Genomic DNA, 17,227 nt, shown 5'->3' with positions numbered 1-17,227 from the left:
AACGCACATATCGCATTCAGACCAATCTTTAGGAGGATGACCATAATGTCCATGAGCAAGGCCAAAAAAGCAAGGCAGAAGCTGGCGCAGCAAGGGCGAATGACGCCTGATGCACTGCGAGGCAGCTGGCAGGGGATCAATCCCGCCGGCAGACGCACCCCTACGCTGCAGGAGAAGCAAGCCAAACTAAATAAGAAGCATCGAAGGAATCACGCGAGTTACAGCGATGGTTCCTTTTGCATTTATAAGAGTCTGCCGCGACGGGGAGAAGCTTGCTAGCTTTCGAGGTCATCATGAAATACATAGAGCTGGATAGGCTGTGGGGACCACGCTTAGCAAAGCTGCACAGTCGTTATACCAAAGAAGGGCAGCCTTCCACAGTCAAGCTGTTGGAGGGCTGCCCTTTTATAATCCGTTAGGTTACATCAAGAATGTGCCGATGACAATGGAAACGCCGATGATGATGGAACGCAGAAGCTGGGCAACCGCTAGGTTGCCTTGCTCGATCTGCTCGCATACTTTAAACCGCGGCGTAAGAAGATCGAAAATGATATACACGAGGCATAAAATAGCGATGCCGATTGCGGACCAAATGAGCATGGTCACCCAGGAATCCGAGCTGTAGGAGACCATGGCTACAATAATGCACAATCCTAGCAGCTTGCTCCCCATGTACATGCCTGCGGCCTGATTGCCCTTTCTGATTTCCTCCCCGTCGTTATAGCGGGTCAACTTACTGAACACGAATGCGCCAACGCTTAAAATGACAAGCAGGAGAACGAGGCCGATTCCGACATTTCCGGCATTTTGCAAAAATTCATTCATTTTTTGATCCTCCTCAAAGTTTTGTGAAGCAAAACTCGCTTCGGAAGCATACGCTCAAAGTTTTGTGAAGCAAAACTAGCTTCGTAAGCATAAGCTTAAGTTTTGTGAAGCAAAACTAGCTTCGTAAGCATACGCTTAAGTTTTGTGAAGCAAAACTCGCTTCGTAAGCATACGCTTAAGTTTTGTGAAGCAAAACTTGCTTCGTAAGCATACGCTTAAGTTTTGTGAAGCGCTCAATCGATTACGGCGGCGGGGCAGTAATAGGCCATGTCGCCCGTGATTTTGGAGCCGACCCGGGGCAGCAAGCCGGCAAACTTCCCGCCTATGACATAGGCTCCGGTTAAGAGGCAGCCATGAAACGGACCGGCTTCCGTATGTACAAGCGTTTCTTCCATCGTGAAACGCTGCTGGTAAATTTTTTGCTGCGCATGATAATAGTGCTTAATCTCCTCGGATTCCTCCTCATCCTCCTGCATGCCCCATTCCTCCGTTTCGAGCGTGCCGTCTCCCGCATAGAGCGCCGTTCCTTTGCCTTCGCGTCCCCAGTAGCTTTTGGCGACATAAGGGATCTGTCCCTGCACAAACACGGTATCCTCGAAATAGGTGGGGAGAAGGTACGTTTGAATGGCTGAAACTTCAGCTTCTTCAAATAGCGGATAACCAAGCACATCCGTGGATTGCTCGTTTCTCTCATACAGCGCCCAAATGAGCGCCATAAAACCTTTGCTTTGCGTAACGATGCTTTGGGGCGGGTTGATCAGCGCCAGCCGTCCCTGCTCCACAAGCTTCATGAGCGCTTTCCCGACAGGCAGACCCGTTTCCTCTTCGGTATCGTGAATCAAATACTCAAGCGGGTACAAGCGGTAGAGGATGTCGATGCGCTCACCGTTACCGTATAAGCCGTCGCCTTCGATGATGGTAAGCTCGTCAAGCGGAACAAAGATAACGGGATAACCAAGCTTGCGAATCGCCTGCATGACATATTCGGTATTGCATTTGTCCTCCACATGCCAGTCGTAGCAGGTGCAGGCAACCGTTCCGCCCAAGCCTTCGCTGCGGTAATGGGCAATCAGCTTGTCAAAGGCGGCAGCCAGAGCATCATTCATGCCTTCCGCAGCGGCTTGATGTGGCGTGTAACGGCTAATAATGGCTTGGGCAAGGTAAGCCGTTTCCGGTATGCCTGTCGGTGTATCGGTGTTATTCTCAATGCATTTCATGCCCTGTTCCGTGACGATCCAGTCCTGCCTCGAAACGCCATGCGTAGGTGTTTCCTTGCGTGCTGCCGAGATAAGGGAGGGATGAATGCCTAATTGCCGGGTGACAAAATCATCCGGTAAATGCTGCTGCACGAATCGCAGCGCTTTCCAGTAGATTCGGTCGATTTGCTCCGATGCAGCCTGAAGCTCCTTGTATTCGCTTTGCGAATAGCAGGTGACCGATGGCAGGCAATATTGCTTGCCGTACATGCGGTGATACGGTATCCGCTGTGCAAGCTCGCCTTGAAACAGCTCATCATGTGTTATCGCTAAAGGAAGGATTCGCTGCATGGATCAGCCTCCGCTGCCGCTCTTGATGCCTGAGCTGCCAAAGCCCTTTGAGGAGCTGGATTTGAAGCTGGATGACTTTTTGTAGGTTTTGCCATTGACGATATAGGTACCGCCGCGGCTAGAGCCATCATCGTCGCAATAGCCGTCGTTGTCATTATCCACGCATACGCGCGAGCTCGATGAATTGCAGCCGCTCAGGGCTAGGGGGACGGTGAGCATCAAAGCGAAGGCAATGGCCTTCTGGCTTTTTGCTTTCAACGAAGAGGCGGGTTGCTCACTCCTTGCACGCACGCTGGCTGCAGACGTATTCTCCTCGGACATTTACAGGTTCACTCCTTTCAAAAAAATGACGATTTTGCTCCGATCCATATCATAGATCGTATAGATGGTTTCATAGGTTCGCTGCTCGCTCACGATATAATGATCGAGCAGCAGCTGGGCAAATTCGAGCGGAACCGACGGGGCAGGCAGTGCCAAAGCACACGGATTAAACCGGTAACCGTTCCAAAGCAAATATTCAGCTTCCATATATGGGGATACGGCAACGTACTCATGCAGAGCGTTCCGGATGGCTTGCCCGTACAAGGCATCATCATGCTCGCTGTACGGCTTGGCATAAATGGAATGGCGCATGCCATCCTCGCATTCATTTGCCGTATGCTCATACAGCGCATTCCGGAAAACGGTTGCATTCACCAGCTTGCGCACAAAAATATCATCGCGCGTGACAGCTGCATCCGTGATGGTTTTTACTGCGCGCTGCTCATGCTCCGACCATTCCAGGTACGTCAGCGTGTTGTTCATTTGGATTGCCGCCTTTCTGTTCTGATCTTGTTGATGGTCTCTTCGTTGCAAATGACGAACAAACGTGCAGCGGATGGGATCGGCTCGTCAAGCCGGCGGTTAATCGCCATGTCGGTACGGTCGGCAATGAGGGTTGCCCCTTTGCGCAGCAGAGCTTGAAAGGCATCTCCGTACGTCCTCCAGCCCGGATCAGCGGGAACCTCGAAGACGTCCTCGCCGTACTTTCTGCTGAGCAGCTGCATGAATATGTCGACGTTGCCTTCCTTTAAAGCCGATCGGACTGCAAGCCTGGAGACAGCGTCATGCGATAAAATAAAATCATTTACTTGTACGTGGCGGAAATTGAGAATATGCTTCTCAAGCACGATTTCAACCGTCGTATGGACCGCAGGGGCGATCTGCTCGATACTGGAGGCTACCAGCAGGGATTTGCCGTCAACATGCGAGCTGTCGTCAATGCGCGGGTCCGCAAATATGATCGCAGAGCGAGCGCCGTGAATGCCAGCTTGCTCCAGCACTTCGGCCGAGGTAGGATCGCCGCTGACAAAATGCACGCGCGGCCGGTCAAAGGGATGCTTATCGCTGTTATCGATAATGATAACGGCTAAATCCGCTTCCGAATCGAGCAAATCCTCGACGGCCAGCTGCGCTTTTTTGCTCCAATTGATGACGATAATATGGCTTTGTCCTTGATATTTCAACTTTCCACCTTCTCTTCTTCGCTGAAGCTCAGCCAAGGAATCAATAATTTTTCCGATTAGTAAACTCAGCAGGCCGATTCCGAACACATACAGGAGCATAGCCAATATTTTGCCCGGTACGGTCTTAGGAAAATAATCGCCATAGCCAACCGTAGCAACGGTCGTCATCACCCACCATAACGCATTGAACCAGTTCCCGAACGTGTCCGGCTCCAGCAGGTAGGCAACCGCGGAGCTTATGATTACAAGCAGCAGCGTAATAAAGACTACAAAGTAATGATTCAAACGAAGAAGCTTAACCGTAAGTTTCAAAAAAAGCTGCATCCCTGTCACCCTCATTCGAAATATGGCTTTAACCACCATACTACCTTTTCTGATGCTTTCCAATATGAAAACGATATGGATGGGCATAAATTTAACGACAACGACGGAAATGAGCTGCGGCGCTGTTTTGGAAACAACCTTTCATCCCAATAATAGTGCCGGACACGCTTAAACGGTAATTTTTTACTATATCGAAATGGGCTTGCATAAAATCGCTGCAGATCGCTATAATAAGAACAAATGTTCTTATCTGGAGGGGTTGTAATGGCCGCAAATGAGGAAGTAAGCCGCGGCAAAGCCAAAACAGCAGCGCACCCGCCTATTCAGACAGAGGAAGAGCTTGAGCTTGTGAAGCGTTTTGTACTGCTTGGAATTGTGATGCGCATTTTGGATCATGATATACGAGTGATCGGCACGTCCGCGATTAAGCTTCCGCGGTTCTACGAATCGATGATGCGGGGCATGCAGGATCGGGTATTGCTTGATCTTGCCGTGATTAAGAGGGAGTTTCGCCAAACGGGCATTAAGGTTTACGAGGAAAGGCGCCAGAAGGACGGCTTGCATGCCGAATATGTGTGCAGAGGCTACCATCACCGTTTTTTTATGCTGTGGGGGTTTGTCAAAGCGGAGTCCGAACGGGTGTTAAAACAGTATTTGTCCAGTTAATTTTGAATTTGTTCATTGATTTGTCAAAATAACAAAAAAACTTTTCCTCTTTCTTTAGTTTAAGGTTGAGAACTTCGGACAATCTTATGTAATATAAGAGGTAGACATTATGAACGCAAAGGGGAGCACGTAGCAATGCACAAGTGGATTATGTTTACTTTATTTGCAGCGGCATCATTGCTGGGCTTATATTTGCTCACTTTCGCCCTGCCTGCTAAACCGGTTGACGAGTCTGCCTCGCTGCCAGAGGGCATGAGTTTACTCAAGGTTGTAGCATCCAACGATTTCGTATTTGACCAAGAAGAGTACAAAGTTAAGGTTGGAGACAAAGTTAGACTTAAGCTATCCAATAAGAGCGGTATTCATGGTATGCATATTGATGAGCTTAAAGTGGCTTTGGACAATGATCACCCTGAGACTGATTTGGAATTCACAGAGCCGGGTACGTATCGCATCTATTGCTCCATTCCATGCGGCCAAGGACATACAACGATGGAAGCTAAGCTGATTGTAGAAGCGGCCTAACATCCCATTTGCTAAAACGCTGTAAAAATGCGAAAGGAGCCGAAAGGCTCCTTTTTGTTGATTTGTTGTTACTTCGCTGAGCGGGGATGACGCTCGCTTTCCCGTCCTCTCGCAATGAGAATGTCGGCTACAAAACCAAGCAAAGCCCATGTTATCACGGTTAAAGCATACATGAGCAGGACGTTTACCTCATGCACGTCCACAAACAAGTCCACGATCCATGACGGGATGCTGAACATAAAGAAAACCATGTTGTGAGGGTCGTAGCCGGTCGAATTGAACAAGCAGATGGCGAGACCAATCAAAGTAGCAACAATCGTAACCGGATAGCGCATAACGTACCGATCTCCTTCGCGTTAAAGATTGCCGTAATGCGACTGCATAGGTTATTATGTGACAAACGGATGCAAAATATACAATCAAGCCATAGGAGGAACAACAAATGCTAACACATATTGTTTTCTTTAAACTAAAGGACGGCAGCGAAGAGAACGTAGCCCGTACCGCGCAGGTGCTTAGAGATATGGAAGGCAAAATCGAAGTGCTGAATACAATCAAGGTAGGCATTGACGTGCTGCATTCCGAGCGCTCGTACGATATTGCGTTGATTACGACATTTGATTCATTGGAAGCGCTGGAGGTTTACCAGGTGCATCCCGTGCATAAAAAGGTTATCGAGTATATGACGCAAGTTCGCGAAGCTTCCGTGAGCGTCGATTTTGAGAGCTGAGGGTAACGACTAATGAGCGACATGAGAGACGTATATGAGATCATGACCTATTTGCTGGTAATTATTTTTAGCAGCATTATCATGGTGGTTTGGCTGAAACGCAAGTCGAAAAAAAAGAAACAAGGCTGAAAGCGGGCGACTGATTGATATGTATTATGTGAATCGGGAACAAATTGCTGTACGATTGGCTGCAATAGCGGACATTGCAGCCGCGCTGGACGTGCTTGCCGATCAATGGCAGGGAACGCTACTCGAAGGCTTAGCTCAGGAGAGAGCGCTCCATCTGGCCATCGAGACGGTGACGGACGTGGGGAGCTTCCTCATTGACGGATTTATCCTGCGCGATGCGAGCAGCTATGAGGACATTATTGAAATTTCGGGTGAAGCAGGAGCTTTTCCAGCGGACATGCAGGGTACGTTAATTGAGCTGGTGCAGCTTCGCAAGCCGCTCGTTCAAGACTACTATGTCTGGGAGAGAGCATCCCTCCACCCGCTCTCGAGAACGCTGTCCACGTTATTGCCGGAATATAAGCAAGCGGTCGAAGATTATTTGGATCGTGAACTGTAAGGGATATAAGGTTTTAGATACGAGCGAGCTGCAGCCGCAAGCAAAGGCTGCAGTCTTTTTTTTGATATATAAGAATTTATATGTTTCACATCAGAATGTGCTTATCTATCCCGTGAAACGACTGCTTTTGCCACAGAGGACGGCGACAGCCGTTTACGCTTGATTGATTTACGAAAAAGTCAAAATACGTTACAATGACGCTAACAAGCCTGCAAGGGTGGTGAAGGGTTGAAGCGGATGAAAACATCAGGTGCCGCAGGAATGAAAAAAGCAGCGCAAGGAGAACAGTCCACGCGCGAGCGGATTTTGCTGCTGCTGAAGACGGAAGGCAGAATGTATGCCGGTGATCTGTCAAGCAAGCTCGAGCTGACGGAAATGGCGATACGACGGCATATGTACGGGCTGGAGAGCGAAGGCAGCGTCCAAATTGTTTCGGTGCGCCAAGCGATGGGCAGGCCGCTCCATGCCTATGAGCTTACGGCGGAAGCGGATGAGCTCTTTCCCAAAAATTATCATTTGCTTGCGCTGGACTTGCTTGATGAGCTCGCAGATGACCCGGATACCGCAGCGCTTATTGACCGGATGTTCGAAGGACGAAAGAAAAAGCTTCATGACCGTTATGAAGCACGGATGACGGGAAAGAGCCTAAAGGATAAGGTTAATGAGCTCGCCGTCATTCAAAATGCCGGCGGGTACATGGCAGAGGTAGAAGCGCAAACTGACGGCAGCTTCATGCTTTATGAATACAATTGCCCCATAGCCCAGGTTGCCGGGAAATATGTTCAAGCCTGCACCTGTGAGCTATCTTTGTTTAGAACGCTGCTTGACGCGCCAGTCGAACGCACGGAATGTTTAGCTAAGGGCGGGGGCAAGTGCAGCTACCATATTGGCTAAGAATAGATGAACGGTCTGCTTAGACCGCCTTTGCGAATCGGAGACGATTGCCTGAGGCGGTCTTTTTCGATAGATAAGAAGTTATAGGAAAGGATATCCTTTCGTCATCCTTTCTCTATATTTCTCGGAATGAAGCGCGCCGCGCCGCTAAAGGACGGCGAAGCCGTTTCACCTTGTGCCGCGCGCATACGATTCATGCAACGAGATGATTTTACAAACGGTTGTGTCAGGACAAGCCCATGCTGCTTATACTGTCATTACGCAAGTGGGCATTCGTCTAGATGCCGGATAGGCAGGCAAGTCATTGCGTAAGGAGGAGGGATACGGCTATGGTCATTGCGTGGAGCGCAGCGATCGCTGCGGGAGCATTTGTTATTTTGGTGGCGGGCATTCTGCTAGCCCTGCATTCGTCCTTGCGCAGATTGAATCATGTGCAGGCGGAGGCGGCAGCGATGCGGTTGGATGTGCATAAGCTGAGTACGGAGCTAAGCAGGCTGGTTGAACCGGCGGAGGAAACGATCCGTTCCGCGAATCGGCAGCTGCAGGCAGCAAGCAAGCTGTTCGAGTCGGCTGGTCAGGTAGGCGGGGCTATTGCCAACACGACGTCGGCAGCTGAGCACATCACCTCGCTGCTGTCGGAATCGGCGGAGCGGCATGCGAATCGCGATCAAACAAAGCGGCAGGTCGGCGATGCGCTTGAATGGGCGGAGCTAGGGATGACGGCGTGGCAGCTGTGGCAAACTAGCCGTAAGAGCGGTCCGGCTGGCCGGGAAACGCATGATCCCGTATCCGAATCGGAATCCTAACGCAAGGTGCGATAGACGAAGAGCACGCTAAACTCGAAAGGAGCGAATACAATGTCAACACGTAAACAAACTAAAGGGTTTTTATTGGGCGCATTAGCAGGAGGTGTCGTTGGCTCGATTACTGCCTTGCTATTGGCGCCGAAGCCAGGCAAGGAGCTGCGTCAGGATATTTCGGACGGCGCTCAGAAGGTTGGAGAGACGACCGTTAAAGTTGCCGGCCAAGTGGGAGACACTACCGGAAGAATCGCGAAGCAGATCGGCGGGCAAGCGGTACAGATCGCCGGTAAAACGAAGCAAGCGGCAAGCAGCGTCGTAAGCAGCGTAAGAGGCCGCAGCAAAGGTACCGAGGAAACGGAAGCCGTTTCCGATTTTGACGGAGTGGCAGAAGCAGGGACTGACGAGGCGGCAAGCGCGATTGAAGCCGTTGAAGCAGGAGAAACGGAAGCGGCGGTAGCCAAGGAGCTTCAGTCCATTAATTAATGTCCATATGCTGGTTAAACCAAGTTGGCTTGATTGAAAACTGAATATTCAGTAAATAAGGCAAACAGCTTGGAGCCCTGACTCCTGCCGTTTGCCTTATTTATTATTCCTAATCCTTTATCCGAGCATATTGCTGTGAACGCGCCCCGGTGCTTCGCTCAATAAGCTGGTTAGCGGTTCCATGCTGTAATCTTTCATGGAAGACGACGAAGCGGTAATCGCTTCTCCCGGTCCGATAACCGATATTTCATCATTCAGCTGGCCGACAAAGGCTCCGTCGTGTATGATGGCGCCTTCGCCGATAATGGCGCGATGGATCGTCACATTTCGACCGATTCTAGCGCCCGGCATAATGATGCTTTCGTAAATTTCGCTGTTTGCCCCGACCGTGACGCCGTTGCAGATGACAGAGCGCGTCACATCCGCTTCAATAGCGCATGCCGGATGCAGAAGGGAGTCAGTGATCGTTGCTGCCTTGCTTATATAAGGCTCCTCCAGGCGGGCGTTTGCGGATAGCTGAGCTTCCGTTTCTTGCTTATTCAGCCTAAGCTCGCCGTCAAGCAAATCCATATTCGCTTCCCATAGGCTGTCGATCGTGCCGACATCGCGCCAGTAGCCTTCGTAAGGATAAGCAACCATGTTGGCTTTGGCGGCGAGGATAGCCGGAATGATGTCCTTGCCGAAGTCATGGCTGGAATTTGGGTTGGCGGCATCCGTTAGCAAATACTTTTTCAACTCGGACCAGCGGAACAAATAAATGCCCATCGATGCTAAATTGCTATTTGGCTCAGCAGGCTTTTCATGGAAGGAGCTGACCCTGAAGCGGTCGTCCGTTTTGAGAATGCCGAACCGGCTGGCTTCCCGCCAAGCGACCTTCTTAACGGCAATCGTAACGTCCGAGCTGCGGTTTTTATGAAATTCAAGCATGGGCTTATAGTCCATTTCATAAATATGGTCACCTGAGAGGATGAGCACATGCTCAGGGTTATGTTCGTCAATGTAATCGATATTTTGATAAATGGCATCTGCAGTTCCTGCATAGCCGTCAGCCCGCTTCCGTGATGAAGGGAGCATCGTGACCCGGCTTTCCGTTTGCGGTTTCTGAAGCCCGTCCTTGTTGCTCGTTACATAGCTATGAACACTATCGGCACAGTACTGCGTAAGAACACCAATCGTTCGGATATTCGAATTTGCGCAGTTATTCAGCGGAAAATCGATCATGCGATAACGATCGCCGAACGGGACAATCGGCTTCGCGGCTTGGCTTGTCAGCGGTGCAAGACGTCGTCCTTCGCCACCTGCTAACAACATGGCAATGCATTCATTATGACTTTTCAATTTAATTTCCCCCTGTCCGATAAGTGTGGTTGGTATTGGCTGCGTTCATTATAATGAAACATTAACCGTACTTGACTCTTTTGAAACCGATGCACGGAAAAAAAGAATGAGCTAGCCGTTAATCGTACGGATTCGGCAGGGAGGGGGAGCGATAAAGGGAAAAAGAACCCTTGCCTTGCCTAAATGGCAAAGCAAGGGTTCAAAAGCCGTTAAATATTCCGATAGATGATTCTGAAATCCAGAGGCGGAAGCTCGATTTCAAGCTTATCCCCGGCCGTGACGACCTTGTCTCCGGTCAGTGCGTCATGCCAATCATCGGCTTTCATGGGATGCGAGAGCGTGACGGCTTCCTCCGTATTGTTGATCCAAATTGTAAAATGCTGCTGCGTGTTCAAGCGCTCGAATAGGAGCGTCCCGTTTGCATTGTCGGCATGCAGGAAGCGGAAGCGTCCATCGCGAAGGGCGGCATGCTCCTTGCGGAGGGCAATGAGCAGCTGGTAAAAGTCAAATAGCTCACGGTCCTGCTTATCGGTGTCCCATTCCATGCATTTGCGGCAGTCGGGATCATCTCCGCCATCCAGGCCGATTTCGTCGCCATAATAGATACAGGGAATGCCCATGGAAGCCATCATAAACACGACGGCCAGCTTTAGACGGTCTTTATTGCCGCCTAGCCTGGTCGCTGCACGCGGAATGTCGTGGCTGGAGAGCAAATTGAACAGCGCCTCGTTCGTTTGCTGCGGATAGCGCATAAGCAGGCTGTTGATCTGGTCAGCGAAATCGGAGGCAGCATAGTCGGAAGTGGCGAAAAATTCCGTCACCTTATTCGTAAACGGATAGTTCATGGACGAATCGAATTCATCCCCGTGCAGCCAATTGAGCGCATTGCCCCAAACCTCCCCGATAATAAAAACATCAGCCTTCTCGGTTTTTACCGCCGTTCGGAAATCATGCCAGAAGGCATGGTCGATTTCATTGGCTACGTCAAGCCGCCAGCCGTCAATATCCGCCTCTCTTATCCAATGGACAGCTACGTCGAGCAAATACTGCTTAACCTCCGGATTCGCCGTGTTGAGCTTTGGCATATTGCCGAAAAAACCGAACGTCGCGTAATTGGCAGAGCCGTCTTTGACCTCTACGGGAAAGCCGTTCAAGTGGAACCAGTCTTTGTATTTGGAGCTCTCGCCGTGCTTCAGGACATCCTGAAATGGAGGGAATTGCTCGCTCGTATGGTTGAAAACGGCATCCAGCACGACGCGTATCCCAAGCTCGTGGCAGGCCTTCACCAGCTTCTTAAGCAGCTCAGCATCGCCAAACTGGGGATCGATTTGCATATAATCGACCGTATCGTATTTGTGGTTGGAGGGCGCCGTGAACAAAGGAGTCAAATAAATGGCCGTAACACCTAGGTCAGTCAAATGGCTCAAGTGATCGAGGATGCCTTGCAAATCCCCGCCGAAATGATCTTCCCCGCCTGGCGTTTCTCCCCAAGGACGAATGCCCTCCGGGTCAATGCTCGAATCGCCATTGGCGAACCGATCAGGCATGATTTGATAGAAAACGGCAGACTTTGCCCATTCCGGCGCATCGAATAAATCGATGGCGTGGATGAAGGGGACCTCGAAATAGCCGCCTGCCGGGGTGGGCATTTCCTCGAATACACCGGTCTCGACGAGCCATAGCGTTTCGTCCCCGCTGCGGACACGGAATCCGTATGAAAAGCGATGGAACTCGGGTTTGATGACAGCCTCCCAGTAATCGAATAAGGGATCGGCTGCGATTTTTTCCATTTGAATGTCCATCGCATGGTTATCCCAGTCGTATTTGTCCCCCGTCACGGCAACGGCTTCCTCAACGTCGTCCCGCTTGGTGCGGAGCCTGAGATGGAAAGTGTCGCAATCGTAGGCATAGGCCCATTTCAGATCCGGTGAGTGGTACAAGCTTTCTTTGAACATTGGCTCCCGCTCCTTTGTATGTAGTTGTCAAACAAATGGTCATGGATTAACCGCGCAGCAAAGATTCGGCACCGTCGATATAAATATCCGTGCCCGAAATATGATTGGAATCATCCGATGCCAGGAATAAGGCCAGCTTCGCGACCTGCGCGGCGCTGCCTGGTCCATCCTCTAGCGGCTGGCTGCCCTCGGGGTATTCTACGGGAATGATGACCTGATCAAGCTCAGGCGTTCGCTCCGTATTTTCTTCAATGTTCGTGTCGATGGCGCCAGGGCAGATGACGTTAACACGGATTTTGTATTGGGCGAGCTCAAGAGCGGCCATCTTCGCAAATGCGACTTGTCCGGCTTTTGTGCTGCTGTATGCGCTGAAGCCTATATTGGAAAATACGCGGTTTCCGTTAATCGAGCTTGTGATGATAATGCTGCCGCCGTTGTTTTTCATGAATGGAATGGCATGCTTCACGGTGAGAAACGTACCGCTTAAGTTCACCTGGAGCGTCGTGTTCCAATCGTCGAAATCCATTAGCTCAATTGGAGTTAGGATGCCGTTAATACCGGCGTTGGCATATACGATATCCAAGCTGTCGAACCGCTCCCTAACTTGGCGGTAGGCGTTGGCGAGCTGAATTTCATTGGAAATATCGGTTTCAATGGCAAGGCATTCGACATCGCAGCGTTGAATGCTGCGGCAAACCTCCTCCATTGCTTTCTCTTTCACGTCGAGAAGGACTAAATCAGCGCCCTCCTTTGCGAACTGCAAGGCTGCAGCCCTTCCGATACCAGAGCCGGCACCCGTAATCAGTGCTGTTTTTCCTCTCAAACGTCCAGATGATTGCTTAGATTCCGTCATCAGATCGTCCTCCTTTACGAATCGGTTCTTTGCATAACGCGTCGTTTCTACTTGTATGTACCCGATACAGCGCTAACGAAACAGCCTGATCGGGCGACAGGGCAAAAAGCCCGTGCAGCTGCTAATCGCAGCCCGCACGGGCTTCATTCACATATTTGCCGGTGATCGGAACGATCGTCGCCGAGGTGAGCATATGGGCGGTAGTCAGCCATGCCATCAGCTCCAAGCGCCCATTTCTCATATAATGGTCAGCATGGCAGTTCCGACAATCGTGCCGTCAAGCACCTCGAACCGCGTAGCGAATCAATAAACCGCGCTTGTTGCCGAGCCGGAGGCAGAGAGAGGGGTTTCCGAATTGTTAGTGACTGTTCGTGTCTCGTCTGGATAGCAGGCCATAGCACAGGTACGTTTTGGTGCCTGTTTTCATATGCTATTTTGTCTGGATTCATTACATTCGTTCAGGAAAGCGGTGTGTTTGTGCAGCAACCGATAGCGATATTAGATTCAGGCGTTGGCGGCCTCACCGTTGCCAAGGAAGTCATGCGCCAACTGCCGCGAGAAAAAATCGTATATTTCGGGGACACGGCCAGAACGCCTTACGGTCCGCGCTCTTCGGAGGAAATTATTCGTTTTACGAGGGAAATCGTCGATTATCTTATTCAGTTTAATCCCAAAATGATTGTCATAGCATGCAATACGGCAACGGCTGCCGGACTTGAGGATATCCGCTCCCGCGTTGAGATTCCGGTAATCGGAGTCATCAATCCCGGGGCAAGAGCCGCTATACGCTTAACGGTTACCGGCTGCGTCGGCGTCATAGGCACGGAGGGAACGATTAAAAGCCAAGCCTATGATCAGGCGCTAAAAGCACTCTCTCCCGAAATTACGGTCATAAGCGAAGCATGTCCGCGCTTTGTGCCGCTAGTTGAGAAAGGGAACTTCCGTTCACGGGAAACCTACGAAACCGTAAAAAGTTCCCTCGGACATCTGCAGGGCTATCCGATGGATACGCTTATTCTCGGCTGTACGCATTACCCGTTCTTGACGGAGACCATCTCCGAGGTTATGGGGCAGGGGGTAACGTTAATCAGCTCGGCAGACGAGACTGCACGCGAGATTAGCGCAATTCTAGACAAAAAAGGAAGCCTCTCGCAGGGAGATTCCATACCCGTTCATCAATTTTTTTGCAGCGGCGATACGCGAATATTCCAATCGATTACCCATCAATGGCTGGGCAAGCAAATTCAGCTGTCGCCCGTTGTCTGGCAAATTCCGACGATCGTGTGAGATTCACGCGCTGCCTAAGAAGCTGCACCTGCCGGTTCAGCTTCTTTTGGGCGTTTGCTTCATAGGACAGCCCGTTTAGCGCATACGATGAAGGGAGTAAATTAAGGCAGTTGGAGGGATCGTCATGTACTCCGAACAAAGCTATAGGTATCCTGATTTGCTGGAAGGGGTTAGGCAGCTGTCGGGCAGATATCCCTTTCTGTCATCGCATGTGATCGGAGAGAGCGTGATGGGCAAGCCGCTGCTCGCCCTTCGCTGCGGTACCGGTCAACGCCGCATTCATATGAATGGTTCATTTCATGCGAATGAATGGATCACCTCGGCTTTGTTGATGCGTTTTGTCGCCGATTTATCGGCAGCGTATTGCAGCGGCGAGGAGATCGGCGGACAGCTGGTGGCGGATCTATGCAGAGAGGTGACATTATGGGTCGTTCCGATGGTCAACCCCGACGGCGTAGAGCTCTCGCAGGAAGGCTTGTCGGAGAGGCATCCTTATTATCGCCAGCTATTGGAGTGGAATAGGGGCTCCGCACAGTTCGAGGGCTGGAAAGCGAATATCCGGGGCGTCGATTTGAATGACCAATTTCCGGCGTTTTGGGAAGAGGAATGCAAGCGAAGAGGCATTGAAAGCCCGGGCCCGCGCGATTATCCTGGACCTTACCCGCTCAGCGAGCCGGAAGCGGCCGCAATGGCCAGCTTCACGGATAGGATGGGCTTTCATGCCGTGCTGGCACTGCATACGCAGGGCAGGGAAATTTATTGGAACTACCGTGATTACGAGCCTGCCGATTCGGAGCAGCTCGCGAAGAAGCTGGCGAGGGCAAGCGGGTATGAGGCGGTAAAGCTCTCCGGCAGCGACGCGGGTTACAAGGATTGGTATATTCAGCGCTATCGCAGGCCGGGATTCACGGTAGAGGCGGGGTATGGAGAAAACCCGCTTCCGATGAGCAAGTTTGACCATATTTACATGGAGCTGCAGCCGCTGCTGCTAGAGATGCTACGTCTTTAGCGGCCTTCGGCCATTTATGCTATAATGGTTCGAAAAGCTCAGCAAAGGTGGAGTGTCAGATGCGTAAATTGCTGTCGCTGCGGCATTGGCAGCGGACGTTCGTCCGTATTTTTCAGCTGCTGCGGTCAAAAAACGTTTCACTGCTGGACAAGCTGATCTTTACCGTGCCTGTTTTCCTCTATTGGGTGCTGCCTGACGTGCTGCCGCTGCCGTTTCTGCCTATTGATGATATTGCGGTTACGATGGTAATTGCGGAATGGTTTGCCCGTAGAATGGAGACCAAGTATAATATAAAATAATAAATATTGCCGCAAGGCTAACGATAAGAGGAGCTGGATGATTAATGAACTGCAAAATTTCTAAAAATGCCGCTAAAGTATTGCAACTTGAGCTGGACAAGCCCGAAAACGAAGGCAAGCTGCTTCGTATTTATGTGACCCATTCCCATGGCGATCATGCGCATTACGGCATGGGAATCGACGAGCCGACCGAAAAGGATGTTGTCGTATCCACGGACAAAGGGATTGATGTCATTCTCGAGAAAGACAATGCTTTCCTGGACGGCGTACGCATCGACTATTTCTATGTGCCTGAAGAGGGCTTTGCCGTTACGAATCCAACCAAGGGCAACCACGGCGATCACTAAGCTTCCTCGGTATCCGGTTGAAATAGGAAGATATCATGGCAAATGACATACGTGTTTGCGACAAATGCAAGCATACACAGTTGAAATCAATCGTACCGAAGCTGCAAAAGCTCGCTCCTGACGCTGAAATCCGCGTGGGCTGCAAGTCTTATTGCGGGCCATGCGCCCGCTACGCATTCATTTTTATTAATGGCCGGTATATCAAAGCGGCAAGCGAGGATGAGGCGATCGATAAGGTCCGTCCTTATATCAAAAAATAATCGTACTTACACCAGGACCCTGCGAGCTATTTTATCGTAGGGTCTTGTTGTCTATAAGCGGATACGAAAGGAGCAAGAGGGTGGATATTACGACGCCGCAGCTGCTATATCACGGGACGACAAGCGATACGGTTCAATCCTTTGGGCAAAAGCTGCTCAATTCGCCATATTGGAAGCCAGGCAAAGACTTCGGGGAGGGCTTCTACACGACGATATCCGTTGCGCAAGCGCGGAAATGGTCGCATAAGGCTGCGAAGGAGTCGTGGAACGGCAGTAAGCCCTGCGTGCTTGTTGTCGAGCTGGCTTCCGTGCCCGAGAAGGTAGAGCCGCTTTTGTTTCTTTCGGATTCACCGGCATGGGCGTCCTTTATTTATGCCCACCGGAGGGCAAACGTCAAGGGAGAAGATCCCTGTGCAATCCATCCCGACATCATTATAGGCCCGATGGCGGACAATGACACTGGAAAAATCGTACATAAAGCAGTACAATTAAATAAGGATGAGCAATGGTTCTATGAACAGATAACGGTGTCGCGCAAGGGCAGGAAGATGGACTCGCTTCGGCTCGGCAATCAAGTCGTTTTTTGCTCCGAACGATGGGAGTCGCATGTAAAGCTTGTTGGCTACCATATTTATACGGGAAGCAGGTGGACGTATCATGAAAGTGAAGGCACAGGTGAGGTTAAGCTTGTATGAGCGGGGAATCGTCGAAGCGCTGTCTGCGGATCACGGTTATCCTGCCTCGGAAGCTAGGGCGCTCGTGGTGGAATATATCGAGATCGTACGCAAGCTTGGCGGTTATGAGAATTGCACGCATTACGCACAGCTGCTGGATCGGGCACGGCGCTCGGAGCATTCTCCGGCGGAGTGGCTAGAGCGTATTCAAGGCATAGAGAAAGGCGAGCTTAGGGACCGTGGCATCGGATCGGAAGAACGCCAATATTTGCAGACGAAGTAAGACCCCGCGACGTCGTTCGTCGGGTCTTTTGTTTGTTTGAGGGCTGGAACCG

The 17,227-nt window shown here is 50.8% G+C and carries 24 protein-coding genes; 15 read left to right on the top strand and 9 right to left on the bottom strand.

The window, feature by feature from the left end; genetic code table 11:
* Nucleotides 1-45: 45 nt before the first annotated feature.
* On the top strand, nt 46-279 hold the full coding sequence (locus AC0YN3_RS18895; protein WP_475776495.1) for a hypothetical protein: 234 nt from the start codon (nt 46-48) through the stop codon (nt 277-279).
* Nucleotides 280-420: 141 nt separating this feature from the next.
* Here the strand turns inward: AC0YN3_RS18895 and AC0YN3_RS18890 are convergent, their stop codons facing one another.
* From AC0YN3_RS18890 to AC0YN3_RS18870, 5 genes are all read right to left on the bottom strand, one after another.
* Nucleotides 421-825 (bottom strand): DUF350 domain-containing protein, encoded by a 405-nt coding sequence (locus AC0YN3_RS18890; protein ID WP_475776494.1) that lies wholly within the window; start codon nt 823-825, stop codon nt 421-423.
* 233 nt (nt 826-1,058) lie between these two features.
* Nucleotides 1,059-2,372 (bottom strand): glutathionylspermidine synthase family protein, encoded by a 1,314-nt coding sequence (locus AC0YN3_RS18885; protein ID WP_475776493.1) that lies wholly within the window; start codon nt 2,370-2,372, stop codon nt 1,059-1,061.
* A gap of 3 nt (nt 2,373-2,375) precedes the next feature.
* A complete protein-coding gene (locus tag AC0YN3_RS18880) occupies nt 2,376-2,693 on the bottom strand; it encodes a hypothetical protein (RefSeq protein WP_475776492.1) in 318 nt (105 codons plus the stop codon).
* Nucleotides 2,694-3,176: a hypothetical protein gene (locus tag AC0YN3_RS18875; RefSeq protein ID WP_475776491.1), complete on the bottom strand. Its 483-nt coding sequence runs from the start codon at nt 3,174-3,176 to the stop codon at nt 2,694-2,696. It lies immediately after the preceding gene.
* Entirely contained in the window at nt 3,173-4,201 is a 1,029-nt protein-coding gene (locus tag AC0YN3_RS18870; protein WP_475776490.1) for a potassium channel family protein, read from the bottom strand. Before AC0YN3_RS18870 ends, AC0YN3_RS18875 begins: the two co-directional genes overlap by 4 nt.
* A 264-nt stretch (nt 4,202-4,465) precedes the next feature.
* Here AC0YN3_RS18870 and AC0YN3_RS18865 point away from each other — a divergent pair, with 264 nt between their 5' ends.
* Nucleotides 4,466-4,867, top strand: a complete 402-nt coding sequence (locus AC0YN3_RS18865) for a YhjD family protein (protein WP_475776489.1) — start codon at nt 4,466-4,468, stop codon at nt 4,865-4,867.
* Between the two features lie 135 nt (nt 4,868-5,002).
* The gene (locus AC0YN3_RS18860; RefSeq protein WP_441942329.1) at nt 5,003-5,392 is read left to right on the top strand and encodes a cupredoxin domain-containing protein; all 390 of its coding nucleotides are present in this window, start codon (nt 5,003-5,005) and stop codon (nt 5,390-5,392) included.
* 68 nt (nt 5,393-5,460) lie between these two features.
* On the opposite strand, the gene AC0YN3_RS18855 is transcribed toward AC0YN3_RS18860, so the two are convergent.
* A complete protein-coding gene (locus tag AC0YN3_RS18855; RefSeq protein ID WP_475776488.1) occupies nt 5,461-5,727 on the bottom strand; it encodes a hypothetical protein in 267 nt (88 codons plus the stop codon).
* A 107-nt stretch (nt 5,728-5,834) separates the two neighbouring features.
* On the opposite strand from AC0YN3_RS18855, the gene AC0YN3_RS18850 reads away from it, so the two are divergent.
* The 5 genes from AC0YN3_RS18850 (at nt 5,835) to AC0YN3_RS18830 (ending at nt 8,870) form a co-directional block, all read left to right on the top strand.
* Nucleotides 5,835-6,122, top strand: coding sequence for a Dabb family protein (locus AC0YN3_RS18850; RefSeq protein ID WP_475776487.1), 288 nt, complete (start codon nt 5,835-5,837; stop codon nt 6,120-6,122).
* Nucleotides 6,123-6,270: 148 nt separating this feature from the next.
* Nucleotides 6,271-6,690 carry a DUF86 domain-containing protein gene (locus AC0YN3_RS18845; protein WP_475776486.1) on the top strand — a complete coding sequence of 140 codons (420 nt, stop codon included), beginning with the start codon at nt 6,271-6,273 and terminating at the stop codon, nt 6,688-6,690.
* A 237-nt stretch (nt 6,691-6,927) separates the two neighbouring features.
* A complete protein-coding gene (locus AC0YN3_RS18840) occupies nt 6,928-7,584 on the top strand; it encodes a helix-turn-helix transcriptional regulator (RefSeq protein ID WP_475776548.1) in 657 nt (218 codons plus the stop codon).
* A 329-nt stretch (nt 7,585-7,913) separates the two neighbouring features.
* The gene (locus tag AC0YN3_RS18835) at nt 7,914-8,390 is read left to right on the top strand and encodes a DUF948 domain-containing protein (protein ID WP_475776485.1); all 477 of its coding nucleotides are present in this window, start codon (nt 7,914-7,916) and stop codon (nt 8,388-8,390) included.
* A gap of 51 nt (nt 8,391-8,441) precedes the next feature.
* Entirely contained in the window at nt 8,442-8,870 is a 429-nt protein-coding gene (locus AC0YN3_RS18830) for a YtxH domain-containing protein (RefSeq protein ID WP_475776484.1), read from the top strand.
* A 117-nt stretch (nt 8,871-8,987) separates the two neighbouring features.
* Here AC0YN3_RS18830 and AC0YN3_RS18825 read toward each other — a convergent pair whose 3' ends face one another.
* The 3 genes from AC0YN3_RS18825 to AC0YN3_RS18815 all read right to left on the bottom strand — a co-directional run bounded on the left by AC0YN3_RS18825 (nt 8,988) and on the right by AC0YN3_RS18815 (nt 13,016).
* A complete protein-coding gene (locus tag AC0YN3_RS18825) occupies nt 8,988-10,208 on the bottom strand; it encodes a glucose-1-phosphate adenylyltransferase (protein WP_475776483.1) in 1,221 nt (406 codons plus the stop codon).
* Between the two features lie 209 nt (nt 10,209-10,417).
* Entirely contained in the window at nt 10,418-12,163 is a 1,746-nt protein-coding gene (locus tag AC0YN3_RS18820; RefSeq protein WP_475776482.1) for an alpha-glycosidase, read from the bottom strand.
* Between the two features lie 46 nt (nt 12,164-12,209).
* Complete coding sequence (locus AC0YN3_RS18815; protein WP_475776481.1) at nt 12,210-13,016, bottom strand: SDR family oxidoreductase; 807 nt, start codon at nt 13,014-13,016, stop codon at nt 12,210-12,212.
* A gap of 477 nt (nt 13,017-13,493) precedes the next feature.
* On the opposite strand from AC0YN3_RS18815, the gene racE reads away from it, so the two are divergent.
* The 7 genes from racE to AC0YN3_RS18780 all read left to right on the top strand — a co-directional run bounded on the left by racE (nt 13,494) and on the right by AC0YN3_RS18780 (nt 17,175).
* Entirely contained in the window at nt 13,494-14,303 is an 810-nt protein-coding gene (gene racE, locus AC0YN3_RS18810) for a glutamate racemase (RefSeq protein WP_475776480.1), read from the top strand.
* A gap of 124 nt (nt 14,304-14,427) precedes the next feature.
* A complete protein-coding gene (locus AC0YN3_RS18805) occupies nt 14,428-15,312 on the top strand; it encodes a M14 family metallopeptidase (RefSeq protein WP_475776479.1) in 885 nt (294 codons plus the stop codon).
* 59 nt (nt 15,313-15,371) lie between these two features.
* Nucleotides 15,372-15,611 carry a hypothetical protein gene (locus AC0YN3_RS18800; RefSeq protein ID WP_183560034.1) on the top strand — a complete coding sequence of 80 codons (240 nt, stop codon included), beginning with the start codon at nt 15,372-15,374 and terminating at the stop codon, nt 15,609-15,611.
* 44 nt (nt 15,612-15,655) lie between these two features.
* Entirely contained in the window at nt 15,656-15,958 is a 303-nt protein-coding gene (locus tag AC0YN3_RS18795; RefSeq protein WP_475776478.1) for an iron-sulfur cluster assembly accessory protein, read from the top strand.
* A 35-nt stretch (nt 15,959-15,993) separates the two neighbouring features.
* A complete protein-coding gene (locus AC0YN3_RS18790) occupies nt 15,994-16,218 on the top strand; it encodes a YuzB family protein (RefSeq protein WP_475776477.1) in 225 nt (74 codons plus the stop codon).
* A gap of 80 nt (nt 16,219-16,298) precedes the next feature.
* A complete protein-coding gene (locus AC0YN3_RS18785) occupies nt 16,299-16,913 on the top strand; it encodes a DUF3990 domain-containing protein (protein ID WP_475776476.1) in 615 nt (204 codons plus the stop codon).
* Nucleotides 16,876-17,175, top strand: coding sequence for a hypothetical protein (locus tag AC0YN3_RS18780; protein WP_475776475.1), 300 nt, complete (start codon nt 16,876-16,878; stop codon nt 17,173-17,175). The genes AC0YN3_RS18785 and AC0YN3_RS18780 overlap by 38 nt, the downstream gene beginning before the upstream one ends.
* The last annotated feature ends 52 nt before the right edge of the window (nt 17,176-17,227 follow it).

The organism is Paenibacillus sp. J22R232, from assembly GCF_056269165.1.
The sequence above is the reverse complement of the archived record's forward strand: the minus strand, read 5'-3'. Positions and strand labels throughout refer to the sequence as shown.